This window comes from Streptomyces sp. NPDC000983 (assembly GCF_040299205.1).
Lineage (GTDB): Bacteria > Actinomycetota > Actinomycetes > Streptomycetales > Streptomycetaceae > Streptomyces.
In genome coordinates, this window is sequence record NZ_JBEPBM010000016.1 from 58978 (window position 1) to 76033 (window position 17056).

Consider the following 17056-nt stretch of genomic DNA (forward strand, 5'->3'; position numbering starts at 1 on the left):
TCGCACGTCCGCTTTCCGACGGACGGTCACCCGACCGTCGTACGGCGGCTTGGAAGGAACCGTTCCATGCCACCCCCCAACCCCCCACGCCCCCCGTTCCCGCCACGGTCCGGAGCCGGTTCCCCGGACTCCGACCGCGATCTCGTCGCCCGACTGGGCCCGTCCGGAACCGGTACGGAAGTGCAGCTGCTCATGGCGCGGCACTGGCGGGCCACCCATGAGTACGCGGCGATCTGCCTGGCCGCGACCGGGAGCGGGGCGTCGATCGTGACCGCCGCCGCGTTCCACCGGCTGCTCGGCAATTCCTCCCGCGGCGCGCTACGGCCTTACCTTCTGATGACTGTGCGGAACACGGTCATGGAATGGGCCGCCGATGAAAGCGTTTCCGCCGTGCTGCCGGAACTCCGCAAACCCACCGGGGGCCGCGGACTGCGCGCGGCGAGGTCGGTGACACCGGAAAGGCGACGGCTCGCCGAGCACGCCTTCCGATCCCTTCCGGAATCCTCCCAATGCCTGTTGTGGCACACCGAGGTTGAGCAGGACCCGATATCCGTACCGGCCCGTCTGCTGGGTATCGACACCGCCACCGCGTCGGCCGCTCTGGAGTGGGCCCGCGAGCAATTCCGCACCGCTTGTGTGCGCGCCCACCGCGCGCACGCGCCCACTCCGGGATGCCGTTCCCACAACCGCTTGCTCGACCTCCCGATCCGTCGGACCGGTATCGAGCCGCCCGAGATCCAGCGGCACCTGACGCGGTGCCGCTACTGCCGGTACGCGGCCGAACAGCTCGGCCACTTCGACGAAGCACCGGGCGGCGGCCTGGGTGAGCTGCTCGCCGAGACGGTCCTCGGCTGGGGCGCCCGCCGCTATCTGGAATCCCGCCCGGGCCGTATCGCGGCGCGCACTGCATCGGCATCGGTACCGGTACGCCTCGGCGCCGGGCCGGTCCCGCACGCGGAGGAGTGGCCGGCGCTGTCCTCGGCGGGCCGTGCGAGGGGCGTCGTCGGGGTCGGTCTGACCTCCCTCGCCCTGCTCGCGACGGTCCTGGTCGGCAACGGCGGGTTCGGCGAGGGCGGTGCCCCCGACCCGCACGTCACCTGGAGCGCGCAGGGCACCGGCACGGAGGTCTCCGCGGCCGGCGCCGCCGCGGACCGCCGCCCGGACGAGCGGGGTCGCGGCCGGCTGGTGAACCTGGGCACCGGCCTCTGTCTCGACGTCCGAGGCAGGGCGCCCCGGGCCGGTGCGCCGACGGTGCTCGCGGGGTGCTCGGCCGCCGGGTCGCAGCGGTGGTCCTACCAGGACGACGGGCTGCTGCGCAGCGCCGCCGATCCGGCGCTGTGCGCCCGGCCGACGGCCGGTGAGGGCGCCGTGCTGCTCGCCGACTGCCCCGTGGACGACGGACGGGCGGGCTACGACCTCACCGTCCGCGGCGAACTCCTCCCCAGGGACGGCGGCGGCCGGGCCCTCGCGCCCGGCGAGGACCGCACGGTCACGACCGCCGACCGGGACCTGTCCACCGACCAGAGCTGGCACTTCGACGCCGGGACCGCCGAGCAGCGGCGGGAGTCCGACGCCGGACCGGACTCGGCGCCGGTCGACGGGGACCCGTACGCGACGCGCGTCAGCGAGGCCGGCGCCGGTACCGGCAGCGCACCCGAGCCCGCGGCGGACCCGGTGGAGCGGACGGGCGCGCTCGCGGAACCCGTCGTCACGCAGCTGTCGTGGCCGGGGCCTGCGCTCCCCGGCGACACGGCGGCGTCGGGGTGAGCGGGTAGGCTGCCCCGGCGCGCGCCCGGAACAGGCGCCGGACACGAGAGGATGCGGCGTTGCACGTCCAGGAATGGCTCGAAACGGTGCCCCCGCTCGCCATCTATCTGCTGGTGGGCCTGGTCATCGGACTGGAGAGCCTGGGTATCCCGCTGCCGGGCGAGATCATCCTGGTCTCCTCGGCGCTGCTCGCCTCGCAGCACGGCGACATCGACCCGGTCGTCCTCGGCGCCTGCGCGACCGCCGGCGCCATCATCGGCGACTCCATCGGTTACGCCATCGGCCGCCGGGGCGGACGCCCGCTGCTGGCCTGGCTCGGCGGGAAGTTCCCGCGGCACTTCAGCGAGGCGCACATCGCGACCGCCGAGCGCTCCTTCCAGAAGTGGGGCATGTGGGCGGTCTTCTTCGGCCGCTTCGTGGCCCTGCTGCGGATCTTCGCCGGCCCCCTCGCGGGCGTCCTGCGCATGCCGTACTGGAAGTTCCTCACCGCCAACGTGCTCGGCGGCATCCTCTGGGCGGGCGGGACGACGGCCGTCATCTACTACGTCGGCGTGGTGGCCGAGTCCTGGCTGAAGCGCTTCTCGTGGCTGGGGCTGGTCGTGGCCGTCCTGATCGGCCTGACCTCGTTCCTGGTGCTGAAGCGCAAGGCGAAGCAGGCGCAGAGCCGGGCCGCGGAAGCCGAGCCGGTGCCCGCCGGGCAGTAGGACCCGAGCCGGGGTGCGGGAGGCCGGGCAGGCCCCGCACCCCGCCGGCTACTTCTCGTCGTCGTGCTCCTCGCGGTGCGCCTGTGCGAGGGCCGCGTACATCGTGCCGTTGAGCGTGAGCCCGGCCCGCTCCTCCTCGGTCAGCTCCCGCCTGACCTTCGCCGGCACGCCCGCGACCAGCGAGCCGGGCGGCACGACCATCCCCTGCGGGACCAGTGCCTGCGCGGCCACCAGTGACCCGGCGCCGATCACCGCGCCGTTGAGCACGGTCGCCCCCATCCCGACGAGGCAGTCGTCCTCCACGGTCGCCCCGTGCACGACGGCGTTGTGCCCGATGGAAACACGTTCTCCCACGGTGACCGGGAACCCGGGGTCCGCGTGCAGCGTGCAGTTGTCCTGCACATTGCTGCTCGCCCCGACGGAGATCCGCTCCACGTCACCCCGCAGGACCGCTCCGTACCAGACGCTCGCTCCCTGGAGCAGCGTCACGTCGCCGATCACCGAGGCCGTGGGCGCCACGAAGACGTCCTGGTCGACCTTCGGCTCCCGGCCGCCGATGCCCTTGATCATTCCTGCCTCCCGATCAGCTGGTACCGGCACGGTACGCCACCCGTTGGGGCGAAGATCACAGCACCGTCGCGGTATCCGGGTGCCGTGCGCTCAGTACCGTGAACCAGTGCCGAAGAGCAAGAACACGTTCTCGTCCTGGAGTCGCCGAGCGACGCAGCGCGCCGTCCACGCCGGCTGGGCCTGGGTGCAGCGCACCGGCTCGGTGACCGCCGAGCGCCCCGGCCGTTTCCGGTTCGGCGCGATCGGCGAGGCCACCCGCCTGGCCTTCCCGCTCGGCACGGTCTTCGGCGAGCCGTGGATCCACCTGGGCTCGCACTGCATCGTCGGCGAACAGGTCACCCTGACCGCCGGCCTGATGCCCGACCTCGACCTCGGCCCCGAGCCGATCCTGCGCATCGGCGACGGCGTGGTCCTCGGCCGCGGCAGCCACGTCATCGCCGACACCACGGTCACCATCGGCAGCGACTGCTACTTCGGGCCCTACGTCTACGTCACCTCCACGAACCACTCCTACGACGATCCGCACGAGCCGATCGGCAGGCAGTGGCCGCGGATGGAGCCGGTGTCGATCGGCCCGGGGTGCTGGATAGGCACCGGCGCGGTGATCCTGCCGGGCGCGCGGATCGGCCGGAACGTGGTGGTCGCGGCCGGAGCCGTGGTCCGCGGCGTGGTGCCGGACCACGCGGTGGTGGCGGGCGCGCCCGCCAGGGTCGTACGGCGCTGGACTCCCGCCGAGGGCTGGCAGCCACCGCTCAGGACACCGGCGCCGGTGCCGATCCCGGACGGGGTGACGCCGGGCCAGCTGGCGGCGCTGGCGGGACTGGACGAGGAGTCGGTGGCTCGGCTGGCGCAGTTGGACGCGGAGGGCTGAGTCGGCGCTCCGGCGCACTTGCCGGGGGCGGGGCTCGGAAACGGGTCGGCGGGTGGGCGGCGGCGTCGCGCCCGGGGCCTGGTCGCCGGGGTCCGGCCGGGGGCCCGAGTCAGCCCGTGGCGAGCAGCAGCGTGCCGGCCAGGGCCAGGCCCGCGCCCACCGCCTGGATGCCGCGCAGCCGTTCGTCCAGGACGAACCGCGCGGCCAGTGCCGTCACCACCGGGAACAGCGAGGCGAGTACGGCGGCCACGGTGACCGGGCCGTTCTGCGCGGCGATCGCGTAGGTGCCGTTCGCGGCGACGTCGGCGAGTCCGACGAAGCCGAGCGTCGGCAGCGCCCGCCAGGGGAAGCCGCCCTCGGGCAGGGCGGCGGCGCCGCGCCGCACGGAGACGTACAGGGCCGTGCCGCCCACGGCGACGTTGACGACGCGCTGGACGAACAGGGCCAGGAACAGGCCGGTGACACCGGTCGAGGCCTGCGAGATCAGCGCCATCACCGCGCCGAACCCCAGCGCCGCGACCAGGGTGAGCGCGATGGCCCGTCGCCGCACCCGCGTGCCCCCGGCGCCCGGCCCGCTCGCCAGGACGACGCCGACCACGGCCGCCGCGATCCCGCCGAGCTGGAGGGCCCCGGGCCGTTCGCCGAGCGTGAGGCCCACCGCCACCGGGACGGCGACGCTCAGCGAGCACAGCGGTGACACCACGCCCATCGGACCCAGCGCCAGCGCCTGGTAGAAGGAGAGCATCGCGATCGGGCCGACCACGCCGGCCGCGACGGCGAACCAGAGCCGGGGGCCGGCCTCGGTCCAGCCGCCGGTGGCGACCACCACCGCGCCCAGCACGACCACGGCCACCGTCTGGGAGACGACCACCACGGTGAGCGCGGGGAGGCGCCGGGTCAGCAGTCCGCCGCCGAAGTCGGCCAGCCCCCACAGCAGGCTGGCGGCCAGGGCGAACAGTGCTGTCACGGGTCCCCTCGCAGTACAGTTCGGTGCACAATCGGTGCAGCTCACCGTAGTTCAATAGACTGAACTTTGGCATTCATTATTTTGGACCACAATGTTGGACGGAATGTGTCGGACCTCGACCTGCTGACCCAGTCCCTGGCGCGCAACGTCAAGCGCTGGCGCACCGAGCGCGGCTTCACCCTGGACACCCTCGCCGCCCGCGCCGGAGTCAGCCGCGGCATGCTCATCCAGATCGAGCAGGCCCGCACCAACCCCAGCCTGGGCACGGTCGTGAAGATCGGGGACGCCCTAGGCGTCAGCATCCCCACGCTGCTCGACTACGAGCAGGGGCCCAAGGTGCGGGTCGTACCGGCCGAGCAGGCGGTGCGGATGTGGCACTCCGACAGCGGCGGCTACAGCCGGCTCCTCGTCGGCACCGAGGCCCCCGGACCGCTGGAGATGTGGAACTGGCGGCTGATGCCCGGCGAGAGCAGCACCTCCGACCCGCACCCCGGCGGCACCGTCGAACTCCTCCATGTCACCGCCGGTGAACTGACGCTGACCGTCGACGGCGAGGCGTACCGCGTCCCGGCCGGAGCGAGCGCCTACTTCGAGGCGGGCGCCGCGCACACCTACGGCAACGACGGCGACGTCCCCATGGAGTTGGTGCTGGTCGTCTCCGTGCCGCCCGTGCGCTGAGCGCCGCCGCGCGGTTGCTACCGTGCGGCCATGCGCGCACCCATCGGACACTTCGACCGGGCCGTCCCCGCCCCCGACTGCCTCGACGAACTCACCGCCCCCGTCGCCGCCGCCCTGCGGGACTGGAGCGGCGGCGTCCCCGCCGACCGGATCGTCTACGTCGACACCGACCCGCAGTGGGCCGACACCGCCGTCTTCGTCGAGCACTACGGTCAGGACCTGCTGGAACGGTCCGCGAACTGCGTGGTGGTCGCGGGCAGGCGCGGCGGCGAGACCACCCTGGCCGCGTGCGTGGCGCTGTCCACCACCCGCGTCGACGTCAACGGCGCCGTACGCCGCCAACTGGGTGCCCGCAAGGCGTCGTTCGCCGCCATGGACACCGCCACCGGGGAGACCGGCATGGAGTACGGCGGCATCACCCCGATCGGACTGCCCGCCCACTGGCCCCTGTTGGTCGACTCCGCGGTCGTCGACCTCCCCTACGTCCTCGTCGGCAGCGGGCGCCGCCGCGGCAAACTGCTGGTGCCGGGCAAGGCGTTCGCCGAACTGCCCGGCGCCGTGGTGCTGGAGGGGCTCGGGCTCGCCTGAGTCAGCGCGCCGCGTGGTGGGCCAGCGCCTGGTGCGGGTCCGCCGCACCGGGCACCGGCGCCGGGTCCGCGTGCACCAGGGCCGCGGTGAGCCGCGGGACCGCGTGCAGCAGGGCGTGCTCGGCGTCCACGGCGATCGCGTGCGCCTGCCGCAGCGTCGCCTCGCCGTCCACCGTCACCGCCACCTCGGCGCGCAGCCGGTGCCCGATCCAGCGCAGCCGCAGCTCACCTACGCCGTGCACCCCCGGGACCTCCCGCAGCGCCTCCTCGGCCCGGTCCACCAGGGCCGGGTCGACGGCGTCCAGGATCCGCCGGAACACCTCGCGCGCCGCGTCCCGCAGCACCAGCAGGATCGCCGCGGTGATCGCCAGCCCCACGACCGGGTCGGCCGCCCGCCAGCCGAGCGCCGCGCCGCCCGCGCCCAGCAGCACGGCCAGGGAGGTGAACCCGTCCGTACGGGCGTGCAGACCGTCGGCCACCAGCGCGGCCGAGCCGATCTCCCGGCCCACCCGGATCCGGTACCGCGCCACCCACTCGTTGCCCGCGAAGCCCACCAGTGCCGCGACGGCCACCACCGGCAGATGCTGCACCGGGCGCGGATCGAGCAGCCGGTCGACCGCCGTCCACCCGGCGAAGACGGCCGAGGCGGCGATCGTCAGCACGATCGCCAGGCCCGCGAGGTCCTCGGCGCGCCCGTAGCCGTAGGTGAACCGCCGGGTCGCCGCGCGGCGGCCGAGGACGAAGGCGATGCCCAGCGGTACGGCGGTCAGCGCGTCCGCGGTGTTGTGCGCGGTGTCGCCGAGCAGTGCCACCGAGTCGGACATCAGCACCACCACCGCCTGCGCGAGCGCGGTCGCGCCGAGCACCGCGAGCGACACCCACAGGGCCCGCATGCCGCGGGCGGAGGACTCCAGGGCGGTGTCGACCTTGTCGGCGGAGTCGTGGGAGTGGGGTTTGAGGAGGTGGGCGATGCGGTGGCGGCGAGGGTGGTGGGGGTGATGATGCGGGTGTGAGTGCGGGTGCGGGTGGTGGTGCGAGTTGCTCACGGGTCCCCCTCGCGGACGGTGGCGGTGGACTTGGCGGTCCCCTGCCGCCATTATGTGCGTATGAGCGCACGCATGCACCTGTCACCTGCACACCATGCGCATCCGCGCAGCCCCGGCGAGGAGCAGTTCGCCCTCGCCGCCGAGGTCCTCGCCCTGCTCGGCGACCGCACCCGGCTGACCCTGCTGCACGCGCTGACCGGGGGAGAGGCCGACGTCACCACGCTCACCGAGGTGTGCGGCGCGGCCCGGCCGGCCGTCAGCCAGCATCTGGCCCGGCTGCGGCTCGCCGGTCTGGTGAGCACCCGCAAGGAGGGCCGCCGGGTGATCTACGCCCTGCGCGACGGCCACCTGCGCCGACTGGTGGACGAGGCGCTGAACGTCGCCGACCACCGCCTCGGCGACCGGCCCCCGCACGACTGACGATCGGGGCGGCGGGGCTCAGCCGATCGGTGTCTTGCCGATGTACTGCTCCGCGAAGGCCAGGGCGGCCGAGGGGAGTCGAAGAGGCGGCGCAGCCGGGCCAGCGTCGTGCCCGCCCGGTGCGGGTCGCCCGAGGAGGTGCCGTGGTACACCTCCGACAGCCACTGCGAGAACTCCTGGTACTCCCAGACCCGCCCGAGGCACGCCCGCGAATAGCCGTCGAGGCCGGCCGACTCGCCCCTGGTGAGGTGCGCGACCAGCGCCTCGCCGAGCAGGAAGGCGTCGTGCAGCGCGAGGTTCATGCCTTTGGCGGCGATCGGCGCGGTGAGGTGAGCGGCGTCCCCGGCCAGGAAGAGCCGGCCGAACGCCATCGGCTCCACGACGTACCCGTGCATGTCCAGCACGCGCTTCTCGATCAGCGGCCCCTCCGTCAGCGCGGGCGCTCCGGCCGCCCCGAGCCGCTCCCGGAGTGCGGCCCAGACGCGCTCGTCGGACCAGTTCCCGGGGTCGTCGCCCGGCGGGACCTGCAGGTAGTAGCGGGTGACCTCGGGGCTGCGCGCCATGTGTCCGGCGAAACCCCGCGGGTGCATGCCGAAGACCACGCAGTCGTTGGACGGCGGCGCCTCGGCGAGCAGCGCCAGCCAGCCGACGCCGTGGTCGTACCGCGCGATCCGGGCCCGCCCCGGCGGCAGCGCGGCCCTTGACACCCCGCGCGCCCCGTCGCACCCGGCGACGAAGTCGCAGTGCACGACCTGCCGCCGGCCGGACTCGGGGTCCGTGTACGACACCGACGGCCGCTCCGAGTCGAGGTCGTGCAGTGCCACGTCGCGAACCCCGAAGCGGATCGCGCCGCCGCGCACGTCCGCGTACTCCCGCACCAGGTCCGTCACGAGCAACGGCTGTGGATAGATGTAGTGGTGATGTCCGGTCAGCTCGGTGTAGCCGAAGCGGTGGCGCTCCCCGGCGAAGCGGAACTCGCAGGTGTCGTGCGTCCGGCCGCGGGAGAGGAGGTTGTCCGCGAGGCCCCGCCGCTGGAGTCCGCGGACCACCGACTCCTCCAACACGCCCGCCCGGGGCCGCTGTTCGATGAACGCGCGGCTCTCGGTCTCCAGGACCAGGCAGTCGACGGACGCGGCCCGCAGGATGTTGCCGAGGGTGAGCCCGGCCGGTCCGGCGCCGACCACGACCACCGGAAAGCGTTGTGGGGCAGGGGAGTTGGGGTGGGGGGAGGGGTGAGTCACCCGAGCATTATGTGGCGCCGCCGGGGATCGGGACAGCGGCCGGGGTCAGCCGTCGGCCGCGCAGCGGAAGCCCGCGTGGCCGCTGGAGCTGTCGGGGGTGTTGGCGCTGCGGGCGGCGACGCGGTACCGGTTGCAGTACGACGCGTGGCACATGTGGGAGCCGCCGCGGATCACCTTGGCGGTGCCCTCCGCCGGGCCGGCCGCGTCGAGGGAGCCGCGGTGCCCGGTGGACCACCAGTCGGCGCACCACTCCCACACGTTGCCCGAGGTGTTGTACAGGCCGAAGCCGTTGGGAGCGAAGGCGGTCACGGGGGCGGTGCCCCGATGGCCGTCGGCCGCGGTGTTCTTCGTCGGGAAGGTGCCGCGCCAGATGTTGCAGCGGTAGGTGCCGTCCGGGTCCAGTTCGTCGCCCCAGGGATAGCGGCGCCCCTCCAGTCCGCCGCGGGCCGCGTACTCCCACTCGGCCTCGGTGGGCAGGCGCTTGCCCGCCCAGGCCGCGTAGGCCGTGGCGTCGTACCAGGACACGTGGACCACCGGGTGGTCGCCGCGGCCGGAGAGATCGCTTCCCGGCCCCTCCGGCCGGTCCCATGACGCGCCGGCGACCGCGCACCACCAGGGCGTCGGTTCGGGCCGGGGCGCCCCGCGGCGCAGCGCGGCGGGCAGGAACCCGGCGAAGACGTAGGACCAGTCCAGTCGTTCGGCGTCGGTGACATGACCGGTGTCGGCGACGAAGGCCGCGAACGCGTCGTTGGTCACCGCGCAGGCGTCCATCCGGAACGGGGACAGCCGCACCGTCCGCACCGGGCCCTCCCCGTCGGCTGGGAAGCCCTCGCTGTCCTCGGCGCCCATCAGGAACGCACCGCCCGGCAGAGCGACGGTGCCGTCGCTGGCGGCGGGCCCGGACGGGGAGGTGGGACCGCACGCGGCAGTGGGCTCGGTGCGAGGGGGCGCCGCCGGTGCGGGGGTGCCGGTGCCGGCACCGGTGCCCGTGCCGGACGGCGGCATGCAGCAGGGGCCGGGGGACGGGGACTCGTGCATCGGTGCATCCTCGTGGGCCTGCGACGGGTACGGGGTCCCTGTCTACGCCATGAACCCGGCGCCGGTGCGGCCGGGGGAGCGCCTGTGCCGCATACGGGCGCCGAGGTAACCGGGCCGGCGGTCCGTGCCGCATACCGGCGCCGAGGCAGCCGGACCGGCGGGCCGTGCCACATCCCGGCGCCGACGCAATCCGGGCCGGCGTCCACGCCATGGACCCGACGCCGACGCAATCCGGGCCGGCGTCCGCGCCATGAACCCGGCGCCGACGAGCCCGGGTCAGCGCAGCAGGGGTATCTCGATGGCCGGGCAGCGGTCCATCACCATCTCCAGACCCGCCGCCCGGGTCCGCTCACGGGCGGCCTCGTCGATCACGTCCAGCTGGAACCACACCGCCTTCGCGCCCTTGGCGACGGCCTCGTCGGCCACCGGTCCCGCGAGTTCGCTGTTGACGAAGACATCGACGACGTCCACCTCGAAGGGGATGTCCGCCAGCGAGGCGTAACCCTGCTCGCCGTGCACCGTCTCCGCCTTGGGGTGGACGGGCACCACACGCTTGCCGTAACGCTGGAGCACCTGTGCGACGCCGTACGCCGCCCGCCGCCGGTTCGACGACAGGCCGACCACCGCCCAGGTGTCGCCGAGTTCGGTGAGGATCCTGCGGATCGCCGCTTCGTCGTCGTGCACCCGTGCCTCCTCGGCCTCATGACATGCCTGTTCTCCGGAGAACGGCCGAGGGCGCGCGGAGATTCCCGGCGTCCGCGCTGTCCGGAAACGGCGGCGCGTGCTGCGCCCGGGCGCGCGCCCGCCTACGCTCGGGGAGTGCTGCGCATCACCGACGCCCGAACGGGCGCGTCCGTCGACGCCACGCCCGCCCGGCGCGGCCTGACCCGGGTCGAGGCCCATGTGTCCGGCTTCGACACGGGCGCCCTGCGCGTGCTCCTCGTCACCGACCTGCTGGTCCGGGCCCTGGAACTGGGCGGCACCCCCGTCTGGGCGGTGCTGCGCACCCACCGCGAGCAGCCCGAGCTGCGGGCCGGCGCCGCCGCCCTCGGCATCCGGCCGCTGGAGGACGCCCGGGAGGTCGGGCAGAGCCTGGGTGAGAAACAGGTCATTCATGTCGTCGCCGAGGACCACGCCACCCCCGACGGCGTCCTCGTCGCCGTCGCGCCCGTGCACGCGGTCTCGCCGGCGCCCCTCGCGGGAGCCGACCCCGTCGCCCTGCGCCTGGCCCTGCTGACCCCGCGCCGGGACCGGCCCGTACAGCTGGACACGGAGGCCCTGGCCGAGGCCCACGACACCCTCGTACGGTGGCGGCGCGCGGTCGCCGGCTGGGCGCGGCACCCCTCGCGGCCCATCCCGGACCACATCCGCACCGACCTGCGCGCGGCCTGGGAGGACGACCTGGACGTACCCGGGGTGCTGCGGCTGCTGGACCGGGTGGCCGACGAGCCGGAACTGCCGGACGGCGCCCGCTTCGAGACCTACGCCTACGCCGACCGGCTGCTCGGCCTCGACCTGGTCCGCGACCTGGGGCACCCCTCGTGATCGCGCGCCCCGGCGCGGGACCGCTGCGCAGACTGGTCGTCCTGCGGCACGCCAAGTCGGCCTGGCCCGAAGGGGTCGCCGACCACCGCCGACCCCTCGCCCCGCGCGGTCTGCGGGACGCCCCGGCCGCCGGCCGCGCGCTCGCCGAGTCCGACCTGCTGCCCGACCTGGCCCTGTGCTCCACCGCGGTACGCGCCCGCCGGACCTGGGAGCTGGCGTCCGCCGAATGGGGCACCCCGCCGCCCGTGCGGTACGTGCCGCAGCTGTACGCCGCCGAGGTCGCCGACCTGCTCGACGCCGTGCACGCGACACCGGCAGAGGTGGAGACGCTCCTGCTGGTCGGGCACAACCCCGGTCTCGAAGAACTGGTGACCGAGCTGGCCGGGGACAGCCTGGACGACGCGCTGGACGCGGTCCGGGTGAAGTTCCCCACGTCCGCCGTCGCCGTGCTGGCCTGGCGCGGCCCCTCCTGGAGCGCCCTCGCCCCCGGCACCGCCCTGCTGACCTGGTTCGCCGTGCCCCGCGGGAAGAAGGGCCGACCGGCCCTGTCATAGGCTGGCCGGATGCAGGACGAGTACCGCACGGTCGCCCACGCGGGCGTGCACGAGACCGAGGTCAACCGCTCCCGCTTCCTGTGCGCCCTCGCCCCGGCGGCCACCGAGCAGGAGGCCCAGGACTTCCTCGCCGCGGTCCGCAAGGAGCACGCCGACGCCACCCACAACTGCTTCGCGTACGTCATCGGCGCCGACGCGGCGGTCCAGAAGGCGGGCGACGACGGCGAACCGGGCGGCACCGCGGGCGTCCCGATGCTCCAGATGCTGCTCCGCCGCGACATGCGGTACGTCGTCGCCGTCGTCACCCGCTACTACGGCGGCGTCAAACTCGGCGCCGGCGGCCTCATCAGGGCGTACGGCGGCGCCGTCGGCGAGGCCCTCGACACCCTGGGCACGATCACCCGCCGCCGCTTCCGGCTGGCCACGGTGACCGTCGACCACCAGCGGGCCGGCAAGGTCGAGAACGATCTGCGCGCCACCGGGCGCGAGGTCCGCTCGGTGCGCTACGCCGAGGCGGTCACCATCGAGATCGGACTGCCCGACGCCGACGTCGACGCGTTCCGGGCGTGGCTGGCCGACGTCACCGCGGGGAGCGCCGGGTTCGAGCTGGGCGGGGAGGCGTACGGAGACGCCTGACACACCGTGCCCGACACAGCGGACATACAGGGCACTTGTGCTGCGGTCATCGCGGCCGATACGGGAGTAACCGCCCGTGATGCCAGACCCGGCCGTTAGTCTTCGGGGATCATGAGGCTCCTGCACACTTCCGACTGGCACCTCGGCCGGGCGTTCCACCGCGTGAACATGCTCGGCGCCCAGGCCGACTTCGTCGACCACCTCGTCACCACCGTGCGGGAGCACGCGGCGGACGCGGTGCTCGTCTCGGGAGACGTGTACGACCGGGCGGTCCCCCCGCTCGCCGCCGTCGAACTCTTCGACGACGCCCTGCACCGCCTCGCCGCCCTCGGCGTACCCACCGTGATGATCTCCGGGAACCACGACTCGGCGCGCCGGCTCGGGGTCGGCGCCGGGCTGATCGACCGCGCGGGCATCCACCTGCGCACCGACCCGTCGGCCTGCGGCACCCCGGTGGTGCTCACCGACACCCACGGCGACGTCGCCTTCTACGGGCTGCCCTACCTCGAACCGGCGCTGGTGAAGGACGAGTTCGCCGTCGACCGGCCCGGACACGAGGCGGTGCTGGCCGCCGCCATGGACCGGGTGCGCGCCGACCTCGCGGCCCGCGCCCCCGGCACCCGGTCCGTCGTCCTCGCGCACGCCTTCGTCACCGGCGGCGAGGCCAGCGACAGCGAGCGGGACATCACCGTCGGCGGGGTCGCCGCCGTACCGGCCGGTGTCTTCGACGGCGTCGACTACACCGCGCTCGGCCATCTGCACGGCTGCCAGACCATCACCGACCGGGTGCGCTACTCCGGTTCCCCGCTCGCGTACTCCTTCTCGGAGGCCGACCACCGCAAGAGCATGTGGCTGGTCGAGCTGGACGCCGACGGCGAGGTGACCGCCGAGCGCCTCGACTGCCCCGCCCCGCGCGCGCTGGCCCGGATCCGCGGACCGCTGGAGGAACTCCTCGCCGATCCCGGCCTCGCCCGCCACCAGGACGCCTGGATCGAGGCCACCCTCACCGACGCCGTCCGCCCCGCCGAGCCCATGGCCCGCCTCACCGAACGCTTCCCGCACACCCTCAGCCTGGTCTTCGACCCCGACCGCTCCCCGGACGACCCCGACGTCTCCTACGCCCGGCGGCTGGCCGGGCGCGACGACCAGCAGATCGCCGAGGACTTCGTCGCCCATGTGCGCGGCGCCGGACCGGACGAGGCCGAGCGGACCGTCCTGCGCGACGCCTTCGACGCGGTCCGCGCGGACGCGGTGGTACGGGAGGTGGCCCGGTGAAGCGACGGCCGACCTTCCGCGCCGTGCCCGGGGAGGCGACCCGGTGAGGCTGCACCGGCTCGACATCACGGCGTTCGGACCCTTCGGGGGCTCCCAGAGCGTCGACTTCGACGACCTGTCAGCGGCCGGGCTCTTCCTGCTGCACGGACCGACCGGCGCCGGCAAGACCACGGTCCTCGACGCCGTCTGCTACGCCCTCTACGGCACCGTGCCCGGCGCCCGCCAGAGCGGCCAGGGCCTCACCCTGCGCAGCGACCACGCGGAACCCGCCACCCGCACCGAGGTCCGCCTCGACCTCACCGTCGCCGGACGCCGACTGGAGATCACCCGGCAGCCGCCCTGGCAGCGCCCCAAGAAGCGCGGCACCGGCACCACCCTGGACAAGGCGCAGAGCTGGCTGCGCGAGTACGACGCCACCACCGCAGCCTGGAAGGACCTCAGCCGCTCCCACCAGGAGATCGGCGAGGAGGTCACCCAGCTGCTCGGCATGAGCCGCGAACAGTTCTGCCAGGTCGTCCTGTTGCCCCAGGGCGACTTCGCGCGCTTCCTGCGCGCCGACGCCGAGGCCCGCGGCCGGCTGCTGGGCCGGCTCTTCGACACCCACCGCTTCGCCGAGGTGGAGAAGCACCTCGCGGAGCGCCGGCGCTCCGCCGAGGCCGAGGTGCGCGACGGCGACACCGCGCTGCTGGCCGACGCGCACCGCATGCAGCAGGCCGCGGGCGGCGCCATGGAGCTGCCCGCGCTGGACCCCGGCGAGCCGGGGCTCGCCGACGCCGTCCTCGCCGCCGCCGCCGTCGCCCGCAGCAGCGCGCGCGAGGAACTGACCGTCGCCCGCTGCCGACTGGCCACCGCCGAGTCCGCCCAGCACACCGCCGAGCGCGCCCTGGCCGACGTGCGGGAGACCGCGCGCCTGCAACGCAGGTTCGCCGAGGCGGGCGAGCGGGCCCGGCTCCTCCAGGAGCGGGCCGACGGACACCGCGAGGCACAGGCCCGCATGGAGCGGGCCCGCAAGGCCGAGACGGTCGCCCCCGCCCTGGAACTGCGGGACGACACCGACGCCGAACACCGGCGCGCGGACCTCGCCCGGTCCCGCGCGTACGCCCTGCTCCCGGACGCCCTCGCCGACGCCGGCGCCACCGGGCTCGCCGCCGCGGCACGCCGGTCCGCCGAGGAACTGGGCGGCCTGGAGTCCGCCCGCCGCGCCGAACAGCGCCTGGCCGAACTCGTCGACGAGCGGGCCGGGCTCGACCGCCAGGAACGCGCCGACGACGGCGTCCTCCAGGACGCCGAGGCCTGGCTGGCCGGCTGGGAGGCCACCCGCGCGGACCTGCGGAGCCGTATCGACACCGCCCAGGAGGCGGCCACCCGCGCCGAACAGCTCGCCGGCCGCCGCGAACCCGCTGCCAAGCGGCTCGGCGCGGCCCGGCTGCGCGACCAGTTGGCCCGGGACACCGACGCCGCCGCGGACCTGACCCGCGCCGCGCAACAGGAGACGCTGACGGCCAAGGCGCACTGGCTGGAGGTCAAGGAGCGCCGCCTGAACGGCATCGCGGCCGAACTCGCCTCCCAGCTCACCGACGGCAGCCCCTGCGCGGTCTGCGGTGCCACCGAGCACCCCGCGCCGGCCCGCAAGGACGCCGGACACGTCGACCGCGCGGCGGAGGAACGGGCGCACGCAGCCTTCCAGGCCGCCGAGCGGGCCCAGGCCGAGCGCGAGCGGCGGCTCGGCGTCGTCCGTGAGGCGCTGGCCGCCGCCGGCGCCGAAGCCGGCGACACCGCCACCGGGCAGCTCGACGACGAAGTCCAGGAACTGGAGCGGCTGTTCGCCGCCGCCCGCCAGGAGGCCTCCGACCTGCTCCCGGCCCGTGAGGAACTCCTCGCCGCCGAACAGGAACACGAACGGCGCGCCACGGCCCGTCGGCAGGCGGAGGTGCGCACCGCCGCCCGGGTGGGCCACCGCGACCGGCTCGACCGCGAACGGGCCCTGCTGGAAGCGGAGTTGGCCGAGGCCCGGGGCGCCCAGGAGAGCGTGGCCGCCCGCTTCACCCAACTGGAACGGCAGGTCGCGCTGCTCGCCGACGCCGCCGAGACCGCCCGGGCGGCCGAGGACAGCGCCCGCCGGCTCAAGGACGCCGACTCCCGGCTCGCCGACGCCGCGTTCCGCGCCGGCTTCGAGACCCCGCAGGCCGCCGCCGACGCCCTGCTGGACCGCGCCGCCCACCGCGAACTCCAACAGCGCCTGGACGCCTGGCAGTCGGAGGAGGCGACGGTACGGGCCGTACTCGCCGAGGCCGACACCGCAGCCGCCGCCCAGCGCCCGCCCGCCGACCTCGCGGAGGCGGAGCGGACCGCCGCCGAAGCCGCCCGACGCCTGCGCGAGGCGTCCTCCGCGCACGACGCCGCCGCCCGCCGCTGCACCGAACTCGACCGGCTCTCCGCCCGCGCGGCGGAGTCCGCCCGAGGGCTCGCCCCGCTGCGCGCGCGGTACGACCGGGTGGCCCGCATGGCCGCCCTCACCGCAGGCACGTCGGCCGACAACGAACGCCGGATGCGCCTGGAGTCCTACGTCCTGGCCGCCCGGCTGGAGCAGGTCGCGGCCGCCGCGACCGTACGCCTGCGGCGGATGTCGTCCGGCCGCTACACGCTGGTCCACTCCGACGACCGCGCCGGACGCGGCCGCAGCGGTCTGGGGCTGCATGTCGTCGACGCCTGGACCGGCCGCGAGCGGGACACCGCGACCCTGTCCGGCGGGGAGACCTTCTTCGCCTCGCTGGCCCTCGCCCTCGGCCTCGCCGACGTGGTCACCGACGAGGCGGGCGGGGTCCGGCTGGACACCCTCTTCATCGACGAGGGCTTCGGCAGCCTCGACGACCAGACCCTCGACGAGGTCCTCGACGTTCTCGACTCCCTACGGGAACGCGACCGCAGCGTGGGAATCGTCAGCCACGTCCCCGACCTCCGCCGCAGAGTCCACACCCAACTGGAAGTAACCAAAACCCGATCAGGCTCAACCCTCAACCAACAAACCACAACCGGCCCTTAACACCGCCATGGGCGCGCCCCCAGGGCGCCCCATAGGGGCGCGGGGAACGGCGCGCCGAGCCACAACCCCGCCGCACCCGACCGAGCAACCGCCGGCCCCATCCACCCAGGGGCG

The 17056-nt window shown here is 74.7% G+C and carries 16 protein-coding genes and 1 pseudogene; 11 read left to right on the forward strand and 6 right to left on the reverse strand.

Features of this window, described 5'->3' with window-relative positions; all coding sequences use genetic code 11:
• The first annotated feature begins 180 nt into the window (after positions 1-180).
• Positions 181-1767: an RICIN domain-containing protein gene (locus ABT296_RS19900; RefSeq protein ID WP_351929031.1), complete on the forward strand. Its 1587-nt coding sequence runs from the start codon at positions 181-183 to the stop codon at positions 1765-1767.
• A 59-nt stretch (positions 1768-1826) separates the two neighbouring features.
• Entirely contained in the window at positions 1827-2471 is a 645-nt protein-coding gene (locus ABT296_RS19905; protein ID WP_351929033.1) for a DedA family protein, read from the forward strand.
• Positions 2472-2519: 48 nt separating this feature from the next.
• On the opposite strand, the gene ABT296_RS19910 is transcribed toward ABT296_RS19905, so the two are convergent.
• On the reverse strand, positions 2520-3041 hold the full coding sequence (locus tag ABT296_RS19910) for a gamma carbonic anhydrase family protein (protein WP_351929035.1): 522 nt from the start codon (positions 3039-3041) through the stop codon (positions 2520-2522).
• Between the two features lie 106 nt (positions 3042-3147).
• Here ABT296_RS19910 and ABT296_RS19915 point away from each other — a divergent pair, with 106 nt between their 5' ends.
• Positions 3148-3912 carry an acyltransferase gene (locus ABT296_RS19915; RefSeq protein ID WP_351929037.1) on the forward strand — a complete coding sequence of 255 codons (765 nt, stop codon included), beginning with the start codon at positions 3148-3150 and terminating at the stop codon, positions 3910-3912.
• A 109-nt stretch (positions 3913-4021) separates the two neighbouring features.
• Here the strand turns inward: ABT296_RS19915 and ABT296_RS19920 are convergent, their stop codons facing one another.
• On the reverse strand, positions 4022-4879 hold the full coding sequence (locus tag ABT296_RS19920) for an EamA family transporter (RefSeq protein ID WP_351929039.1): 858 nt from the start codon (positions 4877-4879) through the stop codon (positions 4022-4024).
• Positions 4880-4984: 105 nt separating this feature from the next.
• On the opposite strand from ABT296_RS19920, the gene ABT296_RS19925 reads away from it, so the two are divergent.
• Both ABT296_RS19925 and ABT296_RS19930 read left to right on the forward strand, forming a co-directional pair.
• Positions 4985-5557, forward strand: coding sequence for a cupin domain-containing protein (locus ABT296_RS19925; protein ID WP_351929041.1), 573 nt, complete (start codon positions 4985-4987; stop codon positions 5555-5557).
• 30 nt (positions 5558-5587) lie between these two features.
• Positions 5588-6145, forward strand: coding sequence for a YbaK/EbsC family protein (locus ABT296_RS19930; protein ID WP_351929043.1), 558 nt, complete (start codon positions 5588-5590; stop codon positions 6143-6145).
• A 1-nt stretch (position 6146) separates the two neighbouring features.
• On the opposite strand, the gene ABT296_RS19935 is transcribed toward ABT296_RS19930, so the two are convergent.
• Positions 6147-7241 carry a cation diffusion facilitator family transporter gene (locus ABT296_RS19935; RefSeq protein ID WP_502977288.1) on the reverse strand — a complete coding sequence of 365 codons (1095 nt, stop codon included), beginning with the start codon at positions 7239-7241 and terminating at the stop codon, positions 6147-6149.
• 9 nt (positions 7242-7250) lie between these two features.
• Between ABT296_RS19935 and ABT296_RS19940 the strand changes: the two genes are divergently transcribed.
• Complete coding sequence (locus ABT296_RS19940; protein ID WP_351929047.1) at positions 7251-7610, forward strand: ArsR/SmtB family transcription factor; 360 nt, start codon at positions 7251-7253, stop codon at positions 7608-7610.
• A gap of 18 nt (positions 7611-7628) precedes the next feature.
• Here the strand turns inward: ABT296_RS19940 and ABT296_RS19945 are convergent.
• The 3 genes and pseudogenes from ABT296_RS19945 to ABT296_RS19955 form a co-directional block, all read right to left on the reverse strand.
• Positions 7629-8851: pseudogene (locus ABT296_RS19945) on the reverse strand (4-hydroxybenzoate 3-monooxygenase).
• Positions 8852-8896: 45 nt separating this feature from the next.
• Complete coding sequence (locus ABT296_RS19950) at positions 8897-9856, reverse strand: formylglycine-generating enzyme family protein (RefSeq protein ID WP_502977292.1); 960 nt, start codon at positions 9854-9856, stop codon at positions 8897-8899.
• A gap of 309 nt (positions 9857-10165) precedes the next feature.
• On the reverse strand, positions 10166-10573 hold the full coding sequence (locus ABT296_RS19955; protein WP_351929051.1) for a CoA-binding protein: 408 nt from the start codon (positions 10571-10573) through the stop codon (positions 10166-10168).
• Between the two features lie 135 nt (positions 10574-10708).
• Between ABT296_RS19955 and ABT296_RS19960 the strand changes: the two genes are divergently transcribed.
• The 5 genes from ABT296_RS19960 (at position 10709) to ABT296_RS19980 (ending at position 16942) form a co-directional block, all read left to right on the forward strand.
• Positions 10709-11434 carry a hypothetical protein gene (locus ABT296_RS19960; RefSeq protein ID WP_351929053.1) on the forward strand — a complete coding sequence of 242 codons (726 nt, stop codon included), beginning with the start codon at positions 10709-10711 and terminating at the stop codon, positions 11432-11434.
• Positions 11431-11988, forward strand: coding sequence for a SixA phosphatase family protein (locus ABT296_RS19965; protein WP_351929055.1), 558 nt, complete (start codon positions 11431-11433; stop codon positions 11986-11988). Before ABT296_RS19960 ends, ABT296_RS19965 begins: the two co-directional genes overlap by 4 nt.
• Positions 11989-11997: 9 nt before the next feature.
• Positions 11998-12624, forward strand: a complete 627-nt coding sequence (locus ABT296_RS19970) for a YigZ family protein (protein ID WP_351929057.1) — start codon at positions 11998-12000, stop codon at positions 12622-12624.
• Between the two features lie 111 nt (positions 12625-12735).
• Positions 12736-13899, forward strand: coding sequence for an exonuclease SbcCD subunit D (locus ABT296_RS19975; RefSeq protein WP_351929059.1), 1164 nt, complete (start codon positions 12736-12738; stop codon positions 13897-13899).
• 43 nt (positions 13900-13942) lie between these two features.
• On the forward strand, positions 13943-16942 hold the full coding sequence (locus ABT296_RS19980) for an AAA family ATPase (protein ID WP_351929061.1): 3000 nt from the start codon (positions 13943-13945) through the stop codon (positions 16940-16942).
• The last annotated feature ends 114 nt before the right edge of the window (positions 16943-17056 follow it).